Raw genomic sequence first — 15,371 nt, 5'->3', positions numbered from 1 at the left:
ATGGCTATTAAACAAGAAGAAATTCATAAATTATTAAAAGAAGGTTTTCCAGATGCTGATATTGAAATCAATGATCTAGCTGGTGATGATAATCATTATGCTGCTAAAATTAGATCTTCACAATTTAAAGGAAAGACTAGAGTTCAGCAGCATCAAATGGTATATGCATCTTTAAAAGGTAAAATGGGTAATGAATTACATGCATTGGCTTTAACAACAGAAGAAAAATAATATGACAAACGTAAATGAAAAAATAAAAGATATTATAAATAATAATAATGTAGTTTTATTCATGAAAGGTACACCTGAGATGCCACAATGTGGATTTTCAATGACCGTTAGTAATATTTTAAAAAAACTTAATGTAAAATTTAGCGGTATTGACGTTTTAGCTGACCCTGAAATAAGACAAGGAATTAAAGATTTTAGTAATTGGCCGACTGTTCCTCAACTATACATTAAAGGAGAATTTATTGGTGGCTGCGATATTGCAAAAGAAATGTACGAAAAAGGTGAATTACAAAAAATTCTAAAATTAAGTATTATCTAGAATAGTATTCCACAACTAGTTTAGGTTCCATTTGTACAGGATAAGGGATCTGATCATATTTTGGAACTTTATTAAATTTTGCAGTCATTTTTTTGTGATCAGCAATAATATATTCTGGAACTTCTCTTTCTTTACTTTGTGTTGCTCCTATAATTGGAATCGATTGTTTGAATGAGTCTTTAATTTCTATTTCATCATTTTCAGAAACTAAGTAACTTGAAATATTAACTTTCTTTCCATTCACTTTTACTTTTCCATGATTAATCATTTGTCTTGCTGCAAAAACAGTGATTGCAAATTTCGCTCTGTAGATAACAGCATCTAGTCTTCTTTCTAATAGACCAACTAAATTTTCTCCTGTGTCACCTTTTTTCTTATAAGCTTTTCTAAAAAGATTTCTAAACTGTCGTTCACTCATATTGCCATAATAACTTTTTAATTTTTGCTTAGCTTGTAATTGAACATTGTAATCCGAAGGTTTGCCTTTACTTCTCTGCCCATGTTGTCCTGGACGATAGGCTCTAGTATTAAAGGGACTTTTTGGTCTGCCCCAAAGATTTACCCCTAGGCGTCTGTCCACTTTATGAGTAGAATTTATTCTTTTTGTCATATTTTAAAGTGCCCTCTTATAATAACCCTCATTCTTTTAGTCAATGTTACTCTCATCCCTTATATTTAATTAAAGAACTGATAACTCCTGATAAAGTTCTAATTTCCTGTGTGGAAAGAGAGCTTCGATGAAAAATATTTTTAACACTTCTAATCATTTGTTGTTTTTTTTCAACTGGCTTCAAAAAACCCACCTTATCTAAATGGGATATCATAAAATCTAAAAAAGCATTAACTTCATTCTTTTTTGCATCTTCACTTCTATATAAATTCTTAACAATAGGTTCAAATTTTTTTTGAGAAATAAATAATTCAAAAGCAAAAATAGTCACTGCATGTGATAAATTTAATGATTTAAATTTATTGCTTGTTGGAATGTTAACTAAATAATTAGCATTAATAAGATCGTCATTACTTAATCCTGACGCTTCTGGCCCAAAAAAAATTCCAGTTTTTTTATTGGATATACTTAGTTTTTTTATAATCTTTACAGCTTTAGATAAATCTACAATCTTTTTATTAACTGATCTACTTCTTGAAGTTGTTGCAAAAACACAATCTAAATCTGCAATTGCCTGATCAGTATTTAAAAAAACTTTTGCTTTATGAATAATATCTTTTGCTTCTACTGCAGTATATATTGCGCTTTTATTTGGCCAACTATCACGTGGTGAAATTAATCTTAAATTTTCAAAATTAAAATTTTTTAATGATCTTGCGGCAGCTCCTATGTTTTCTCCAAGTTGAGGTCTAACTAAAATAAAGTGAATATTTTTAAATAACATTAAAAGTTTGCTGGGGCCTTATCTTTATACAACTTGTAATCAATACTATCTATCAGCGCTCTAAAAGATGCTTCAATTATATTTGGCGATACTCCAATGGTAAACCATACATCTCCAGTATTATCTGTGCTCTCAATAGAAACACGGGTAATTGCATTGGTTCCTGTATTTAAAATTCTGACTTTATAATCTACTAACCGCAAATCTTTTAAATACTCGCTATATTTTCTAATTTTATTTACGTTAGATCTAATCGCATTATCAATTGCGTTAACTGGTCCATTACCTGATCCTTCACAAGTAATCTCTTTTTTATCAACTTCTAATACAACTGTTGCATAAGAGTTTATAAGATCATTATCAGTACTTTTGCTAACTTTTACTTCGTATTTTTTAATATTTAAATAATTGGGAATATCCCCTAATAATCTTCGAGTTAATAATTCAAATGAGGCATCGGCACCATCATAAGCATAACCAATAAATTCTCTATCTTTGACTTGTTCTAATAATTTTTGAACTTTAGGATCATCTTTATTAATTTTAATATTTAACTTTTCTAATCTCGACAAAATATTAGATCTTCCTGACTGATCAGAAACAACAATATTTCTTTTATTACCAACAGAATCTGGAATAATATGTTCGTATGTTTTTGGATTTTTTTCTACAGCAGAAACATGAAGCCCCCCTTTATGAGCAAAAGCCGAAGCCCCAACATAAGCAGCATGATTATTAGGTTTTCTATTTAAAATTTCATCTAATAATCTAGAACATTCGGTTAAATATTTAACTTTTGTTTCTTCTACTGAAATATCAAATTTATCCCTAAAATATTTCTTAAATAACAATGTTGGAATAATCGATACAATATTTGCGTTACCACATCTTTCTCCTAAGCCATTTAAAGTTCCTTGAACCTGTCTTGCGCCTGATCTGATAGCAGCAAGAGTGTTTGCTACAGCGTTTTCAGTATCATTATGGGTGTGTATACCTAAATTTTTTCCAGGAATAACTTTTGCAACATCATGTACTATTTCTTCAATCTCAAATGGCAAAGTTCCTCCATTTGTATCACATAAAACAATCCATCTTGCTCCATTATCATAAGCTGAGCGGACACATTCTAATGCATACTTTTGATTATTTTTGTACCCATCAAAAAAATGTTCAGCATCAAACATATATTCTCTATTATTTTTTACAAAATGCTTCGTTGTGTCGACAATATTTTCTAAATTTTCTTCTTTTGAAATTCCTAAGGCTACATCTACGTGAAAATCCCATGTTTTTCCAACGATACAAACGGACTTGGTATTTGAATTTATAATAGCAGATAAACCAGGATCATTTTCAGCACTCCTACCGGATTTTTTGGTCATTCCAAATGCAACTAAGGTTGAATTGGATAATTTTGGAGGTTTATTAAAAAAATTTGTATCTAATGGATTTGCCCCAGGCCATCCGGCCTCAATGTAGTCAACTCCTAATTTAGATAATGCGTTTGCAATTCTATTTTTTTCATTCATTGAGAAATTCACACCTTGTGTTTGTGCTCCATCTCTCAAAGTAGTATCAAATATGTAAATTTTTTCTTTACTCATTACTTATATTTCCAATGCGTTTTATCATTAAGATCCTCTATTAAAATTCCATTATTTTCAAGATCTAGTCTAATTTTATCGGCTTTTTTAAAATCTTTATTTTTTCTCGCAAGATTTCTAAGGTCTATAAGATTTTCAATTTGACCTACATCAAGATTTGATTTTTTTCTTAAACTATTAAATTGTTCTTCACTTTGATTAAATAAACCAATAAACTTTAGTGCAGAATTTAAATCTTTTTTAGCTGTGTTATCGCCAGTTTTAGCTTTGTTATAAAGACTGTGAATGTTTGTTATAAATTTTGGTGTATTTAGATCATCCAATAAAATATTTAGTAATTCATCATTAATTTCCTCATTTTCAGAAGAATAAAAAGTATACCAATTTTCTAATATTTTTTTGTTTGTTTCTAAAATTTTTAGATTCCAATCCAATGGTTGTCTGTAGTGAGTGCCCAAAACAGATAATCTAACAATCTGCCCATTAAAATTATTTTTTAAATTATTAATAGTGACAAAATTTCCCTCAGATTTTGACATTTTTTTTCCATTAACAGTTAAATAACCATTGTGCATCCAATATTTTGCAAGAATATTAGAGTCATTTGCACAAATTGATTGGGCTATCTCATTTTCATGATGAGGAAAAATAAGATCTAATCCACCGCAGTGTAAATCAAATTCTTTACCTAAATACTTTTGTGCCATTGCAGAACACTCTATATGCCAACCTGGTCTACCTTTTCCCCAAGGTGAATCCCAAGAAGGTTCTTTATCTTTTGAAGGTTTCCACAAGACAAAATCTAAAGGATTATTTTTTAATTCCGAGATTTCAACTCTTGATCCAGAAATTAATTCTTTTGGATTTTTATTTGATAATTTTCCATAATCTTTAAATTTATTTACATTAAAATAAACATTACCATTTTTTACGTATGCAATTTGTTTAGTAATTAAATTTTCAGTCATTTTAATCATGGCTGATATATTTTCAGTTGCTTTAGGTTGGTAATTAGGAACTAGACAATTCAAATATTTACAATCATCAAAAAAAATATCAGTTATATTTTTTGTTAGTTCATTAATATCAATTTTTAACTCACTTGCTCTTTGAATAATCTTGTCATCAATGTCAGTAATGTTTCTAACATAATTAACTTTATCTTTTCCAAAGTTCTTAATTAAGATTCTATATACAAGATCAAAAATAATTAATGGTCGAGCATTGCCAATATGAGGCTCATCATAAACGGTTGGGCCACAGACATACATTCCAACTGATTCTTTGCTTAGGGGAATAAAATCTTCTTTTTCTCTTTTTAAAGTATTGTAAATTTTTAAACTATTCATCTTTTTTAAATTTACAAATTGGAATTTGATTGATTTTATGAAGATTTCTTTTTCTAATTTTCAAATATTTTTCGTAATTTTTATCTTCTGGATTAAGCATAGCTTTTTCTAAATCTTCATAGGACATTCCTAATTGACGTTCATCTGTTCTTCCATCTGCCCACAAACCATCCGTTGGTGGAGCTTTAATAATACTCTCCAATATCTTTAACTCTTTTCCCATCTCCCACACTTGTGTTTTGAGACAATCTGCTATTGGGGAAATATCAACTCCACCATCGCCATATTTTGTATAAAAACCTACTCCAAAATCTTCAACTTTATTTCCGGTGCCAACAACAATTCCATTATTTGCTCCTGCTACTTGGTATAAAGTTGTCATTCGTAATCTTGCGCGTGAATTTGCAAAAGCATGTTCATCATTAAAATCTTTTAAAGACTTTTCAAAATTATTGAAAACTTCATCTAAATTAATAATAACCTCATCTACATTAGAAAATTTACTCTTTAACCATTTTAAATGCGCCCTACTTAAATCATCTTGAAATTTTAGTTGTCTTATCGGCATTGATAGTGCCTTAACTCTCATTTCCGTCATTGCTGAAATGGTACTTACAACTGCTGAGTCAATCCCACCAGAAACCCCTACAACTAAACAATCAGGTTTCTTCTCCATCGAATTGCAATAGTTTTTAATCCAGTTTTTAATAAATTGAATTCTATCTGCTGCTGTCATCATAATATTTTTACTTTTTTTTTAGTTTGAAGCAAAAAAATTATTAAAAAATAATTTTTAAGAAGCTTTTCTAATGGAGTTTATTGAATATTTAGAATTTTTCTTAATTTCCTCTGAAATAAGAAATGCTAACTCAATCGCTTGATTTGCATTCAATCTAGGGTCGCAGTGTGTATGGTATCTACTAGATAAATCTTTATCTGTAATATTCTGCGCACCTCCAATACATTCGGTGACGTTTTTTCCAGTCATTTCAATGTGCAATCCGCCGGCATAGGTTCCTTCCCCTTGATGAATATCAAAAAAACTCTTAACTTCTGAAATTATATCTTTAAATGGTCTAGTCTTAAATCCAGTGGTAGATTTAATTGTATTGCCATGCATCGGGTCACAAGACCAAATTACTTTCTTATTTGATTTTTTTACGGCTTGAATAAGTTTTGGTAAAAATTTTTCAACTTTATCGTGACCGAATCTAGCTATTAAAGTTATTCTTCCAGCTTCATCCTCTGGATTTAAAACCTCAATTAACTTAATTAATTCTTTTGCGTCTAAACTTGGACCACATTTAATTCCTATTGGATTTTTAATTCCTCTACAAAACTCTACATGCGCTCCATCTATCTGCCTAGTACGATCTCCAATCCATAAAAAATGTGCTGAGGTATCATGGTATTCGCCTGTAGTTGAATCCACTCTTGTCATCGCTTCCTCATAAGGAAGATGCAAAGCCTCGTGACTCGTATAAAAATTTACAGTTCTTAATCTTCTATTTTGCTCAATGGTAATACCACAGGCATGCATGAAGTTTAAAGCATCCATAACTTTATTTTGAATTTCTTTAAATTTTTTATCAGCGCTCTTGTTAACAAAGTCCATATTCCATAGATGTACTTTGCTCAAATCAGCAAACCCTCCTTGAGAAAATGCTCGTAATAAATTTAATGTTGCAGCAGATTGTGAGTAAGATTTTAATAATCTTATAGGATCAGGCTTTCGAGACTGCTCATCGAATTTCATTCCATTAATATTGTCACCTAAATAACTTGGAAGCTCTTTTCCATTTATAATCTCTGTTGAAGAGCTTCTTGGTTTAGAAAATTGACCCGCAACCCTACCTATTTTTACTATTGGTAAGTGAGATGAAACTGTAAGTATTAAAGAAACCTGCAAAATAACCTTAAATAAATCCCTAATATTATCTGGATGAAATTCCTCAAAACTCTCAGCGCAATCTCCTCCTTGAAATAAAAAAGCTTTTCCTTCACTCACATCTCCGAGTATTTGTTTAAGTGTTCGAGACTCGCCAGCGAAAACAAGTGGAGGGAATTTAGAAATTTCTTTCAAAACCTCGTTTAATTTGGCTTCGTTTTCATAAACGGGTAAATGTTTTCCAGTTTTTGTTCTCCAGGAATTAGGTTTCCAATTTTTCATATTCAACCTACAGTATATATATAGAGTGTTCTAAGCCTACAAGAATAAATTATTCTACCGTAACAGATTTAGCTAAATTTCTTGGCTTATCTATGTCGTTACCTTTTTTTAAGGCAACATAATATGCAAGTAGTTGCAAAGGGATAGTACTTAAAAAAGGAGAAAGAAATTTATGAATTTGTGGAAGTCTAATTTCTGACCAAACATTTTCGCTTGTTGTAATTTCCTCTGCATGATCTGAAATTAATAAAATTTTTCCACCCCTTGCAATAACTTCCTGCATATTAGAAATTGTTTTATCATAAAATCTGTCTTTTGGAGCAATAACTATAACTGGCATCCCATTTTCAACTAGCGCTAAAGGTCCGTGCTTCATCTCACCGGCTGGATAACCTTCAGCATGTAAATATGTTAACTCTTTGAATTTAAGAGCACCCTCTAATGCAATTGGATAGGAAAGTCCTCTCCCTAAAAACATTGAACCTTTTATATTTATAAAATCCTCAGCAAGTTCTTCTATCGATTTTTTATTATTTAAAATTAATGTCACATGGGAATGAACATTTTCTAAATCTTTAATAATATTTGAGTATTCATCAGCTTTGATCTCATTTCTAATTTTTGCAATTTTTAAAATAAATAATAAAAGAACCAAAATCTGACCCGTGAAAGCTTTTGTCGAAGCCACACCGATTTCTGCGCCAACATGAATAGGTAAAACTAAATCTGATAATCTTGACAATGAACTTTCGGTAACATTAACAATTGCACACGTTTTTGCTCCCTCTTTTTTACAAAATTCTAATGCTGCAATTGTATCTGCGGTTTCACCAGATTGCGAGACAAAGATATACAGCTCATTTTCTTTTATTTTATTATTTCTATACCTAAATTCTGAAGCAACATCTACGTTCACATCTATATTGGTAAATTCTTCAAACCAATACTTTCCAACTATACAAGCATGATAAGCTGTCCCACAGGCTATTAAATTAACTTTTGAAATCTTTTTAGGATCAATAGGAAAATTAACAATATTAATTTCTTTTCTAATTTTATCTAAATATTCATTAATACATTTTTTAATAACTTCTGGTTGCTCAGAAATTTCCTTGGACATAAAATCTTTAAAATTTCCTTTACTATAACTTTCTTTTTCTTGAGTTAATTTATGGACTTTTTTTTCAATCTTTTTCTTATTTTTATCAAAAAAATCAATTTTATCTTTGGTTAGTACGCATATGTCCCCGTCATCGAGATAGGAAACTTCTTTAGTCATGGAATTTAACGCATAAGAATCTGAACCTAAATATTTTTCTTTGTCTGCATAACCAACGGCAAGTGGACTTCCTCTTCTTGCTCCAACAATTAAATTATTAAATTTTTTAAAAATAATTCCTAATGCAAAACTTCCTTCTAATTTCTTTAGAGTTTCAAATACGGAATCTAAATAATTCATTTTTTTTAAATTTTCAGTAATGAGATGTGTAATAACCTCAGTATCTGTCTGAGATTTAAAAACATGCCCTTTTTCTACAAGTTCTTTTTTAATAATTGATGAATTTTCAATAATGCCGTTATGAACAACAGATACCTCATCTGAGGAATGTGGATGGGCATTTATTTGATTTGGAGCTCCATGAGTTGCCCAACGAACATGACCAATTCCAATATTGCCTGATAATGATGTTTTCTTAATTAATTTTTCCAAGTCCGAAACTTTACCAGCGCACTTATTCTCTACTATTTCTCCATTATTTATTGTTGAAATGCCTGCAGAGTCATAACCTCGATATTCGAGTTTTTTTAAAGAAGCTAAAATTTCTTTTGAAATATCTTTAAAACTGGCAATACCAATAATACCGCACATAAACTTTTTCTATTTTTTTTTCTTTTTTAATTCTCTTTGAGAAGTTCTGCTTAAGGCAAGCGTATTATCTTTTACATTTTTTGTAATCGTAGAACCTGCACCAATCAAAGTATTCTTTCCAATCTTTACCGGCGCAACTAAAGATGTGTTAGATCCTATAAAAGCATTATCTAAAATTTTAGTTTTATATTTATTTTTTCCATCATAATTGCAAGTAATTGTTCCTGCACCAATATTAACATTTTTTCCTAAAACTGAGTCGCCAATATAGCTTAAATGGTTAACTTTAGAATTTTTTCCAATTTTAGATTTTTTAATTTCAACAAAATTGCCAATTCTTGAATTATTTTCTAAAATTGTATCTGGTCTTAATCTTGCAAACGGTCCAACGGTTACATTATCTCCAATTTTAGCTTTCTCTATATAAGAAAAACTCAAAATTTTTACATTATTTCCAATTTTTACACCTTCGCCAATTACAACGTAAGGTTCTATTAAAACATTTTTTCCAAATTTCGTATCCGAAGATAAATAAATTGATTCAGGAGAAATTAATTTAACTCCCTTTTTAATTGCTAATTCTTTAATTTTATTTTGTAATAATTTTTTAGACTCAATCATAATGAAATTATAAATAACTTTAATTCAGCTTTATGATTTATTGCTATTTGAGCAATGTTACTATAGTAATGATTTTAATAATTTAACTCACAAATTATTTCTTTTAACTACTAATTTTTTTCAACTAATTTATGAGCAAAGCAATAGTGTTTGATCTAGATGGAACGCTTGTAGATTCTGCGCCAGATTTAATGGATGCTCATAATTATGTAATGAAAAAATTTGGTTATGATCAAAAACCGCTAACAGATATTCGTCGTCTAGCTGGAAGAGGTGCAGCTAATATGATTTTAAGTTCTTTAAAAAAAGAAGAAAAAATGTTCGATCAAAATATACATAAAAAAATGACTGAGGATTTTATTAATTATTATCGAGAGAATATCTCAAAAAAATCACAAATTATCAAAGGAGTTAATGATTTTCTTGTTTGGGGAAAATCACAAAAAATTAATTTTGCAATTTGTACAAATAAAATGGAGTCTTTAGCAAAAAAACTTCTTAAAGAAATTAATCTTATTGAGTTTTTTGATTATATTGCAGGTGTTGATACCTTTGAATATAGAAAACCGGATCCAAGACATTTAACAAATATATTAGAAATTTTAGATATAAAAAAAGAAGATAGTATTATGGTTGGAGATAGCGAAACAGATGCTGAAACAGCAAGAATAGCAAAGGTGAAATTCATTCTTGTAAAGGACGGTTATACCGAAAAGGATCACACAAGTATTTATCATGATTATTTTATTAATGACTTTACTGAAATGAATGGAATATTATCTAAAATGAAATTTTTAAATTAATTATGTATTTTGTTAAAAAAACACCTTTGGAAAAAAGATTAGACTTACAAAAAAAATTAAAAACAGGAAAACTTATTCGCTTTCCTGGAGCATATAATCCCTTAGTTGCAAAATTAATTGAAGAGATTGGTTATGACGGGATTTATATATCAGGAGCAGTGATGGCCAATGATTTAGGGCTGCCTGATATCGGACTGACAACTTTGACAGAGGTTTCTTATAGAGCTGAACAAATTGCAAGGGTTACTAATTTACCTTCAATTGTAGATGCTGATACTGGGTTTGGAGAACCTATGAACTGCGCACGTACAATTGAAACATTTGAAAATTATGGAATTTCAGGTTGCCACATTGAAGATCAAATTAATCCAAAAAGATGCGGACACTTAGATAATAAAGATGTTGTTAGCGTAAGTGAAATGGTGAAAAAAATTAAATCTGCAACAAAAGCTAGAAAAGATAAAAATTTTTTAATTATAGCAAGAACAGATGCCAATGCTGTTGAGGGCTTAGATAAAACAATCTCAAGGATAAAAGCTTACGTAGATGCTGGGGCAGATATGATTTTTCCTGAAGCTTTAAGAGATGAAAAAGAATTTGAAAAAATTAGAAAAGCCACAAAAGCTTATTTGCTTGCTAATATGACTGAATTTGGAAAGTCCAAATTACTTTCTGTCAAAGAACTTAATAACCTTGGATATAATTTAGTCATTTATCCAGTAACAACACAAAGATTGGCGCTAAAAAATGTTGAGGATGGTTTAAGACAAATATTTAAAGATGGCCACCAAAATAATGTAATTGATAAAATGCAAACCAGAAAGAGATTATACGAACTAGTTGATTATGAAAAATATAGTGAATTTGACAGCTCTATATTTAAATTTTCCAAAAAAGGACATGAATAATCATGGCTGAAATTGAGATTAAGAAAGGACTAGTCGGCGTTATTGCTGATGAAACTAAAGTCTCAGAAGTAATGCCGGATATCAATTCTTTAACCTATAGAGGCTATGCAGTTCAAGATCTTGCAGATGTGTGTGCATTTGAAGAAGTTGCTTACTTATTGTTAAAAGGCGAACTTCCGAATAAATCTCAATTAAGTAAATTTCAAGAAGATGAGAGAAACAATAGAAAGATTAGCGAAAATTTAAAAAAAGTTATCCAAAACTATCCAAAAAAAGCTCATCCTATGGATACAACACGAACTTCAGTTAGTCATTTAGGCTTGGAAGATAGCGAAACCTCCACAAATACTATTGAAGCTAATTATAATAAATTTATAAAAATTTTTGCAAAAACCCCAACAGCAATTGCAGCAAATTTTAGAACTAGAAAAGGATTGGATATTATAGATCCAAAAATAGATTTAAGTTTTAGTGAAAATTTTTTTCATATGTGCTTTGGCAAGGTTCCAAGCAAAGATGTTGTTAAAGCATTTGATGTTTCTCTAATTTTATACGCTGAACATAGTTTTAATGCTTCAACTTTTGCATCGCGGGTCGTAACAAGTACCCTTGCTGATATCCATAGTGCAATCGTTGCAGGAATTAGTGCCTTAAAGGGTCCTTTACATGGTGGGGCAAATGAGGCTGTTATGGAAATGTTTTTAGATATTAAAGAACCGGAAAATACTGAAAAATATATTTTAAATAAAATTAAAAGTAAGGATTTGATTATTGGATTTGGTCATCGTGTTTATAAAAAAGGAGATTCTAGAGTTCCTACAATGACTAAATATTATTATAAAACTGCAGAATTTTATAAAAACGATAAGTTTCCAAAAATTTCTAAAATATTAGAACAAACAATGATTAAAGAAAAAAATATATTTCCAAATCTAGATTTTCCATCAGGTCCTACTTATTATTTAATGGGATTTGATATTGATTTTTTTACGCCAATTTTTGTAATGTCTAGAATTACAGGTTGGGCAGCACACATAAATGAACAATTAAAAGACAATAAACTAATTAGACCCCTTTCAAAATATACAGGGTCGGCTCATCGAAAAGTCCAATCAATAGATAAAAGATAACTCTGAATTATTTTGTAAACTCAAAGGCCTCAACCCAGGAACCCTTTGTAGATGCTTTAGAATATTCTGTTGCTCTACCCTCAAAAAAGTTCATGTGTTCAACACCATTTAACATGTCATCTAACCAGGTTAATGGGTTTTCTTTAACTTCATAAATCTCCTTTAAACGAAGTTGAGATAATCTACGATTTGCAATCCATCTGATATAAGTTTTTACTTGTTCAGCAGTTAAGCCTTCGATATTTCCCATTTCAAATGCTAAATCAATAAAAGCATCCTCGTGGTGAACGATTGTTCTGCAGGCATCATAAATTTCTTTTTTTAAACTCTCATCTAATAATCCAGGATTTTCATCACAAAAAGTGTTAAAAATTTTAATCATTGAATTACAATGAAGAGTTTCATCTCTTACAGACCAAGTAACTATTTGACCCATACCTTTCATTTTATTGAATCTTGGAAAATTTAATAAAATTGCAAAACTTGCAAACAATTGTAGTCCTTCTGTAAATGCACTAAATACTGCTACTGTTTTAGCAATCTCACGTTTGTTGCTTGTGTTAAAGTTTTGCATGTAGTCATACTTATCTTTCATTTCTTTATATTTTAGAAATGCGGAATACTCTGAATCTGGCATTCCAATTGTGTCTAACAAATGAGAGTAAGCAGCAATATGAACAGTTTCCATTGATGAAAAAGCTGTCATCATCATTAAAACTTCGGTAGGTTTAAAAACACTAGTGTAATGTCTTAAATAACAATTATTAACCTCAACATCTGCTTGAGTAAAAAATCTAAAGATTTGTGTTAATAAATTTTTTTCACTCTGCGTTAATTTTTTTTGCCAATCTCTAATATCTTCAGATAAAGGAACTTCTTCAGGTAACCAATGAATTCTTTGTTGAGTTAACCATGCATCGTAGCACCATGGATAACGAAAAGGTTTATATACAGGATTGTCTTTTAACAAACCTTGTGTGTCACAATAATTCTTATCGATAATTTTTTCTGGTACTTTAATTGCTGCTACTGACATGATAAACATTCCTCATAATTAGTTGTTTGGTTAGTTTCTTTTTTTTCTGCTGAACTTTCAACAAAACTTTTACTCACAACTTCTGCTCTCTGTATAGATTTCGACCTACAGTAGTAAAGACTCTTAAGTCCTTTTTTCCATGCTTGAAAGTGAATTTGATGAAGATCTCTTTTGTGAACATCTGCTGGAATAAATACATTCAAAGATTGTGCTTGGGATATATAAGGAGTTCTATCTGCTGAAAGATCAATCAACCATCTTTGATCAAGCTCGAATGCAGTTTTAAAAACATCTTTTTCTTCCTGTGTTAAAAAATTTAAATGCTGAATAGATCCTTGATTTGTTGTGATAGAAGACCAAACATCACTATTATTTTTTCCATATTTTTCTAAAAGCTCTTCTAAAAATTTATTTCTGACATTAAATGAACCTGATAATGTCTTATGAGTGTAGCTATTTGCGGCTATCGGCTCAATTCCTGGAGAAGACCCACCACAAATAATAGAAATAGAAGCGGTTGGAGCTATTGCTGTTTTATTCGAAAATCTTTCCATAATTCCATATTCTGCAGCATCAGGACATGCACCTCTTTCTTCTGCTAATTTTTTTGAAGCTTTGTTAACTTCTTGATCGATATATTTAAAAATTTTCGTATTCCAAACTTTAGCCATAACAGATTCAAAAGGGATCATATTTTTTTGTAAAAAAGAATGAAATCCCATTACTCCAAGTCCAACACTTCTTTCACGATGTGCTGAATATTTTGCATCTTTGAAAGAATCTGGAGCTTTTTCAATGAATTCACTTAAAATATTATCTAAAAATCTCATCACATCCTCTAAGAAATTTTTATCATCTTTCCATTCATCATATGTTTCTAAATTTAACGATGACAAACAACAAACAGCTGTTCTATCTTTGCCATTTTTGTCGATTCCTGTTGGCAAAGTAATTTCTGAACAAAGATTTGAAGTTTTAACTGTTAAACCTGCTAGCTTATGATGCTGTGGTATCATTCTGTTTACTGTGTCTATAAAAATAATATAAGGCTCACCCGTCTCAACTCTTGCTGTTAACAGTCTAATCCATAAATTTCTTGCTGAGATGGTTGCTTGAACTACACCATCATAAGGACTTTTTAATGCCCATTGCTCATCAAGCTCGACCGCTCTCATGAAAGCATCTGTAACTAAAACTCCGTGATGTAAATTTAGAGCTTTTCTATTTGGATCTCCTCCTGTTGGTCTTCTCATTTCTATAAACTCTTCAATTTCAGGGTGATCAATTTGTAAATAACATGCAGCCGATCCCCTTCTTAATGATCCTTGACTGATTGCTAAAGTTAATGAGTCCATAACTTTGATGAATGGAATAATTCCAGAAGTTTTTCCAACTCTGCCTATTTTTTCTCCAATTGATCTTAAATTACCCCAGTAGCTTCCAATTCCACCACCTCTTGCTGCAAGCCAAACGTTTTCAGACCAAAGATCTAAAATACCATCTAGACTATCTGTGGCTTCATTTAAAAAACAAGATATTGGCAAACCTCTATCTGTTCCTGCGTTTGACAAAACAGGTGTTGCTGGCATGAACCAAAGGTTGCTTATGTAATTATAAATTCTTTGTGCGTGTAAATTGTTATCAGCATAATTGGCTGCAACACGAGCAAATAAATCCTGGTAAGATTCTCCGTCAGCTAAATATCTGTCGTCTAATGTTGCTCTTCCAAAATTTGTTAATTTTGAGTCTTTGGATCGATCAATTTTAATTGTAATCCCTTTTTCGTTTTGAAATAATTCTGTTTCTTTAGTTAGAGAAAAAAGATCTGGTTTTTTTAGTTCCTGAACATTAGATTTTGGAGCTGATGTTGGAATATCGATTCCTTTATCCAAAACGAGATTCTTGATGGCTAAAGCCAAATTATCTTGCATAACTC

Annotated in this window: 15 protein-coding genes; 5 read left to right on the top strand and 10 right to left on the bottom strand. The window is 30.5% G+C overall.

From position 1 onward, the window contains the following. Positions 1-231, top strand: coding sequence for a BolA/IbaG family iron-sulfur metabolism protein (locus tag CR143_RS02025; RefSeq protein ID WP_099340185.1), 231 nt, complete (start codon positions 1-3; stop codon positions 229-231). A gap of 1 nt (position 232) precedes the next feature. Beyond that, positions 233-550 (top strand): Grx4 family monothiol glutaredoxin, encoded by a 318-nt coding sequence (gene grxD / locus CR143_RS02020; RefSeq protein ID WP_099340184.1) that lies wholly within the window; start codon positions 233-235, stop codon positions 548-550. On the opposite strand, the gene rpsD is transcribed toward grxD, so the two are convergent. From rpsD to CR143_RS01980, 8 genes are read right to left on the bottom strand one after another with little or no spacing between them, the layout of a single operon-like run. Then, positions 543-1,160: a 30S ribosomal protein S4 gene (rpsD, locus tag CR143_RS02015; protein ID WP_099340183.1), complete on the bottom strand. Its 618-nt coding sequence runs from the start codon at positions 1,158-1,160 to the stop codon at positions 543-545. The genes grxD and rpsD overlap by 8 nt on opposite strands. Before the next feature lie 52 nt (positions 1,161-1,212). Then, positions 1,213-1,944, bottom strand: coding sequence for an RNA methyltransferase (locus CR143_RS02010; RefSeq protein ID WP_099340182.1), 732 nt, complete (start codon positions 1,942-1,944; stop codon positions 1,213-1,215). Continuing rightward, entirely contained in the window at positions 1,944-3,548 is a 1,605-nt protein-coding gene (gene cimA / locus CR143_RS02005) for a citramalate synthase (RefSeq protein ID WP_099340181.1), read from the bottom strand. Before cimA ends, CR143_RS02010 begins: the two co-directional genes overlap by 1 nt. After that, a complete protein-coding gene (gene cysS, locus CR143_RS02000; RefSeq protein ID WP_099340180.1) occupies positions 3,548-4,897 on the bottom strand; it encodes a cysteine--tRNA ligase in 1,350 nt (449 codons plus the stop codon). Before cysS ends, cimA begins: the two co-directional genes overlap by 1 nt. Next, positions 4,890-5,633 carry an NAD(+) synthase gene (gene nadE / locus CR143_RS01995; RefSeq protein WP_099340179.1) on the bottom strand — a complete coding sequence of 248 codons (744 nt, stop codon included), beginning with the start codon at positions 5,631-5,633 and terminating at the stop codon, positions 4,890-4,892. The genes cysS and nadE overlap by 8 nt, the downstream gene beginning before the upstream one ends. 57 nt (positions 5,634-5,690) lie before the next feature. Then, positions 5,691-7,067: a class II 3-deoxy-7-phosphoheptulonate synthase gene (locus CR143_RS01990; RefSeq protein WP_099340178.1), complete on the bottom strand. Its 1,377-nt coding sequence runs from the start codon at positions 7,065-7,067 to the stop codon at positions 5,691-5,693. 49 nt (positions 7,068-7,116) lie between these two features. Then, the gene (glmS, locus tag CR143_RS01985) at positions 7,117-8,937 is read right to left on the bottom strand and encodes a glutamine--fructose-6-phosphate transaminase (isomerizing) (RefSeq protein ID WP_099340177.1); all 1,821 of its coding nucleotides are present in this window, start codon (positions 8,935-8,937) and stop codon (positions 7,117-7,119) included. Between the two features lie 9 nt (positions 8,938-8,946). Further along, positions 8,947-9,558: a DapH/DapD/GlmU-related protein gene (locus CR143_RS01980; protein WP_099340176.1), complete on the bottom strand. Its 612-nt coding sequence runs from the start codon at positions 9,556-9,558 to the stop codon at positions 8,947-8,949. 131 nt (positions 9,559-9,689) lie between these two features. Between CR143_RS01980 and CR143_RS01975 the strand changes: the two genes are divergently transcribed. The 3 genes from CR143_RS01975 to CR143_RS01965 are packed head-to-tail and all read left to right on the top strand — an operon-like array spanning position 9,690 to position 12,399. Next, positions 9,690-10,361 carry an HAD family hydrolase gene (locus CR143_RS01975; RefSeq protein WP_099340175.1) on the top strand — a complete coding sequence of 224 codons (672 nt, stop codon included), beginning with the start codon at positions 9,690-9,692 and terminating at the stop codon, positions 10,359-10,361. A 2-nt stretch (positions 10,362-10,363) separates the two neighbouring features. Beyond that, entirely contained in the window at positions 10,364-11,269 is a 906-nt protein-coding gene (prpB, locus tag CR143_RS01970) for a methylisocitrate lyase (RefSeq protein ID WP_099340174.1), read from the top strand. Positions 11,270-11,271: 2 nt separating this feature from the next. Further along, positions 11,272-12,399, top strand: coding sequence for a bifunctional 2-methylcitrate synthase/citrate synthase (locus CR143_RS01965; protein ID WP_099340173.1), 1,128 nt, complete (start codon positions 11,272-11,274; stop codon positions 12,397-12,399). A 7-nt stretch (positions 12,400-12,406) separates the two neighbouring features. Here CR143_RS01965 and CR143_RS01960 read toward each other — a convergent pair whose 3' ends face one another. After that, positions 12,407-13,435, bottom strand: coding sequence for a ribonucleotide-diphosphate reductase subunit beta (locus CR143_RS01960; protein ID WP_169696839.1), 1,029 nt, complete (start codon positions 13,433-13,435; stop codon positions 12,407-12,409). After that, positions 13,426-15,366 (bottom strand): ribonucleoside-diphosphate reductase subunit alpha, encoded by a 1,941-nt coding sequence (locus CR143_RS01955; protein WP_099340171.1) that lies wholly within the window; start codon positions 15,364-15,366, stop codon positions 13,426-13,428. The genes CR143_RS01960 and CR143_RS01955 overlap by 10 nt, the downstream gene beginning before the upstream one ends. Positions 15,367-15,371: the final 5 nt, after the last annotated feature.

It is taken from the genome of Candidatus Fonsibacter ubiquis (assembly GCF_002688585.1).
Classification (GTDB): domain Bacteria; phylum Pseudomonadota; class Alphaproteobacteria; order Pelagibacterales; family Pelagibacteraceae; genus Fontibacterium; species Fontibacterium commune.
The sequence above is the reverse complement of the archived record's forward strand: the minus strand, read 5'-3'. Positions and strand labels throughout refer to the sequence as shown.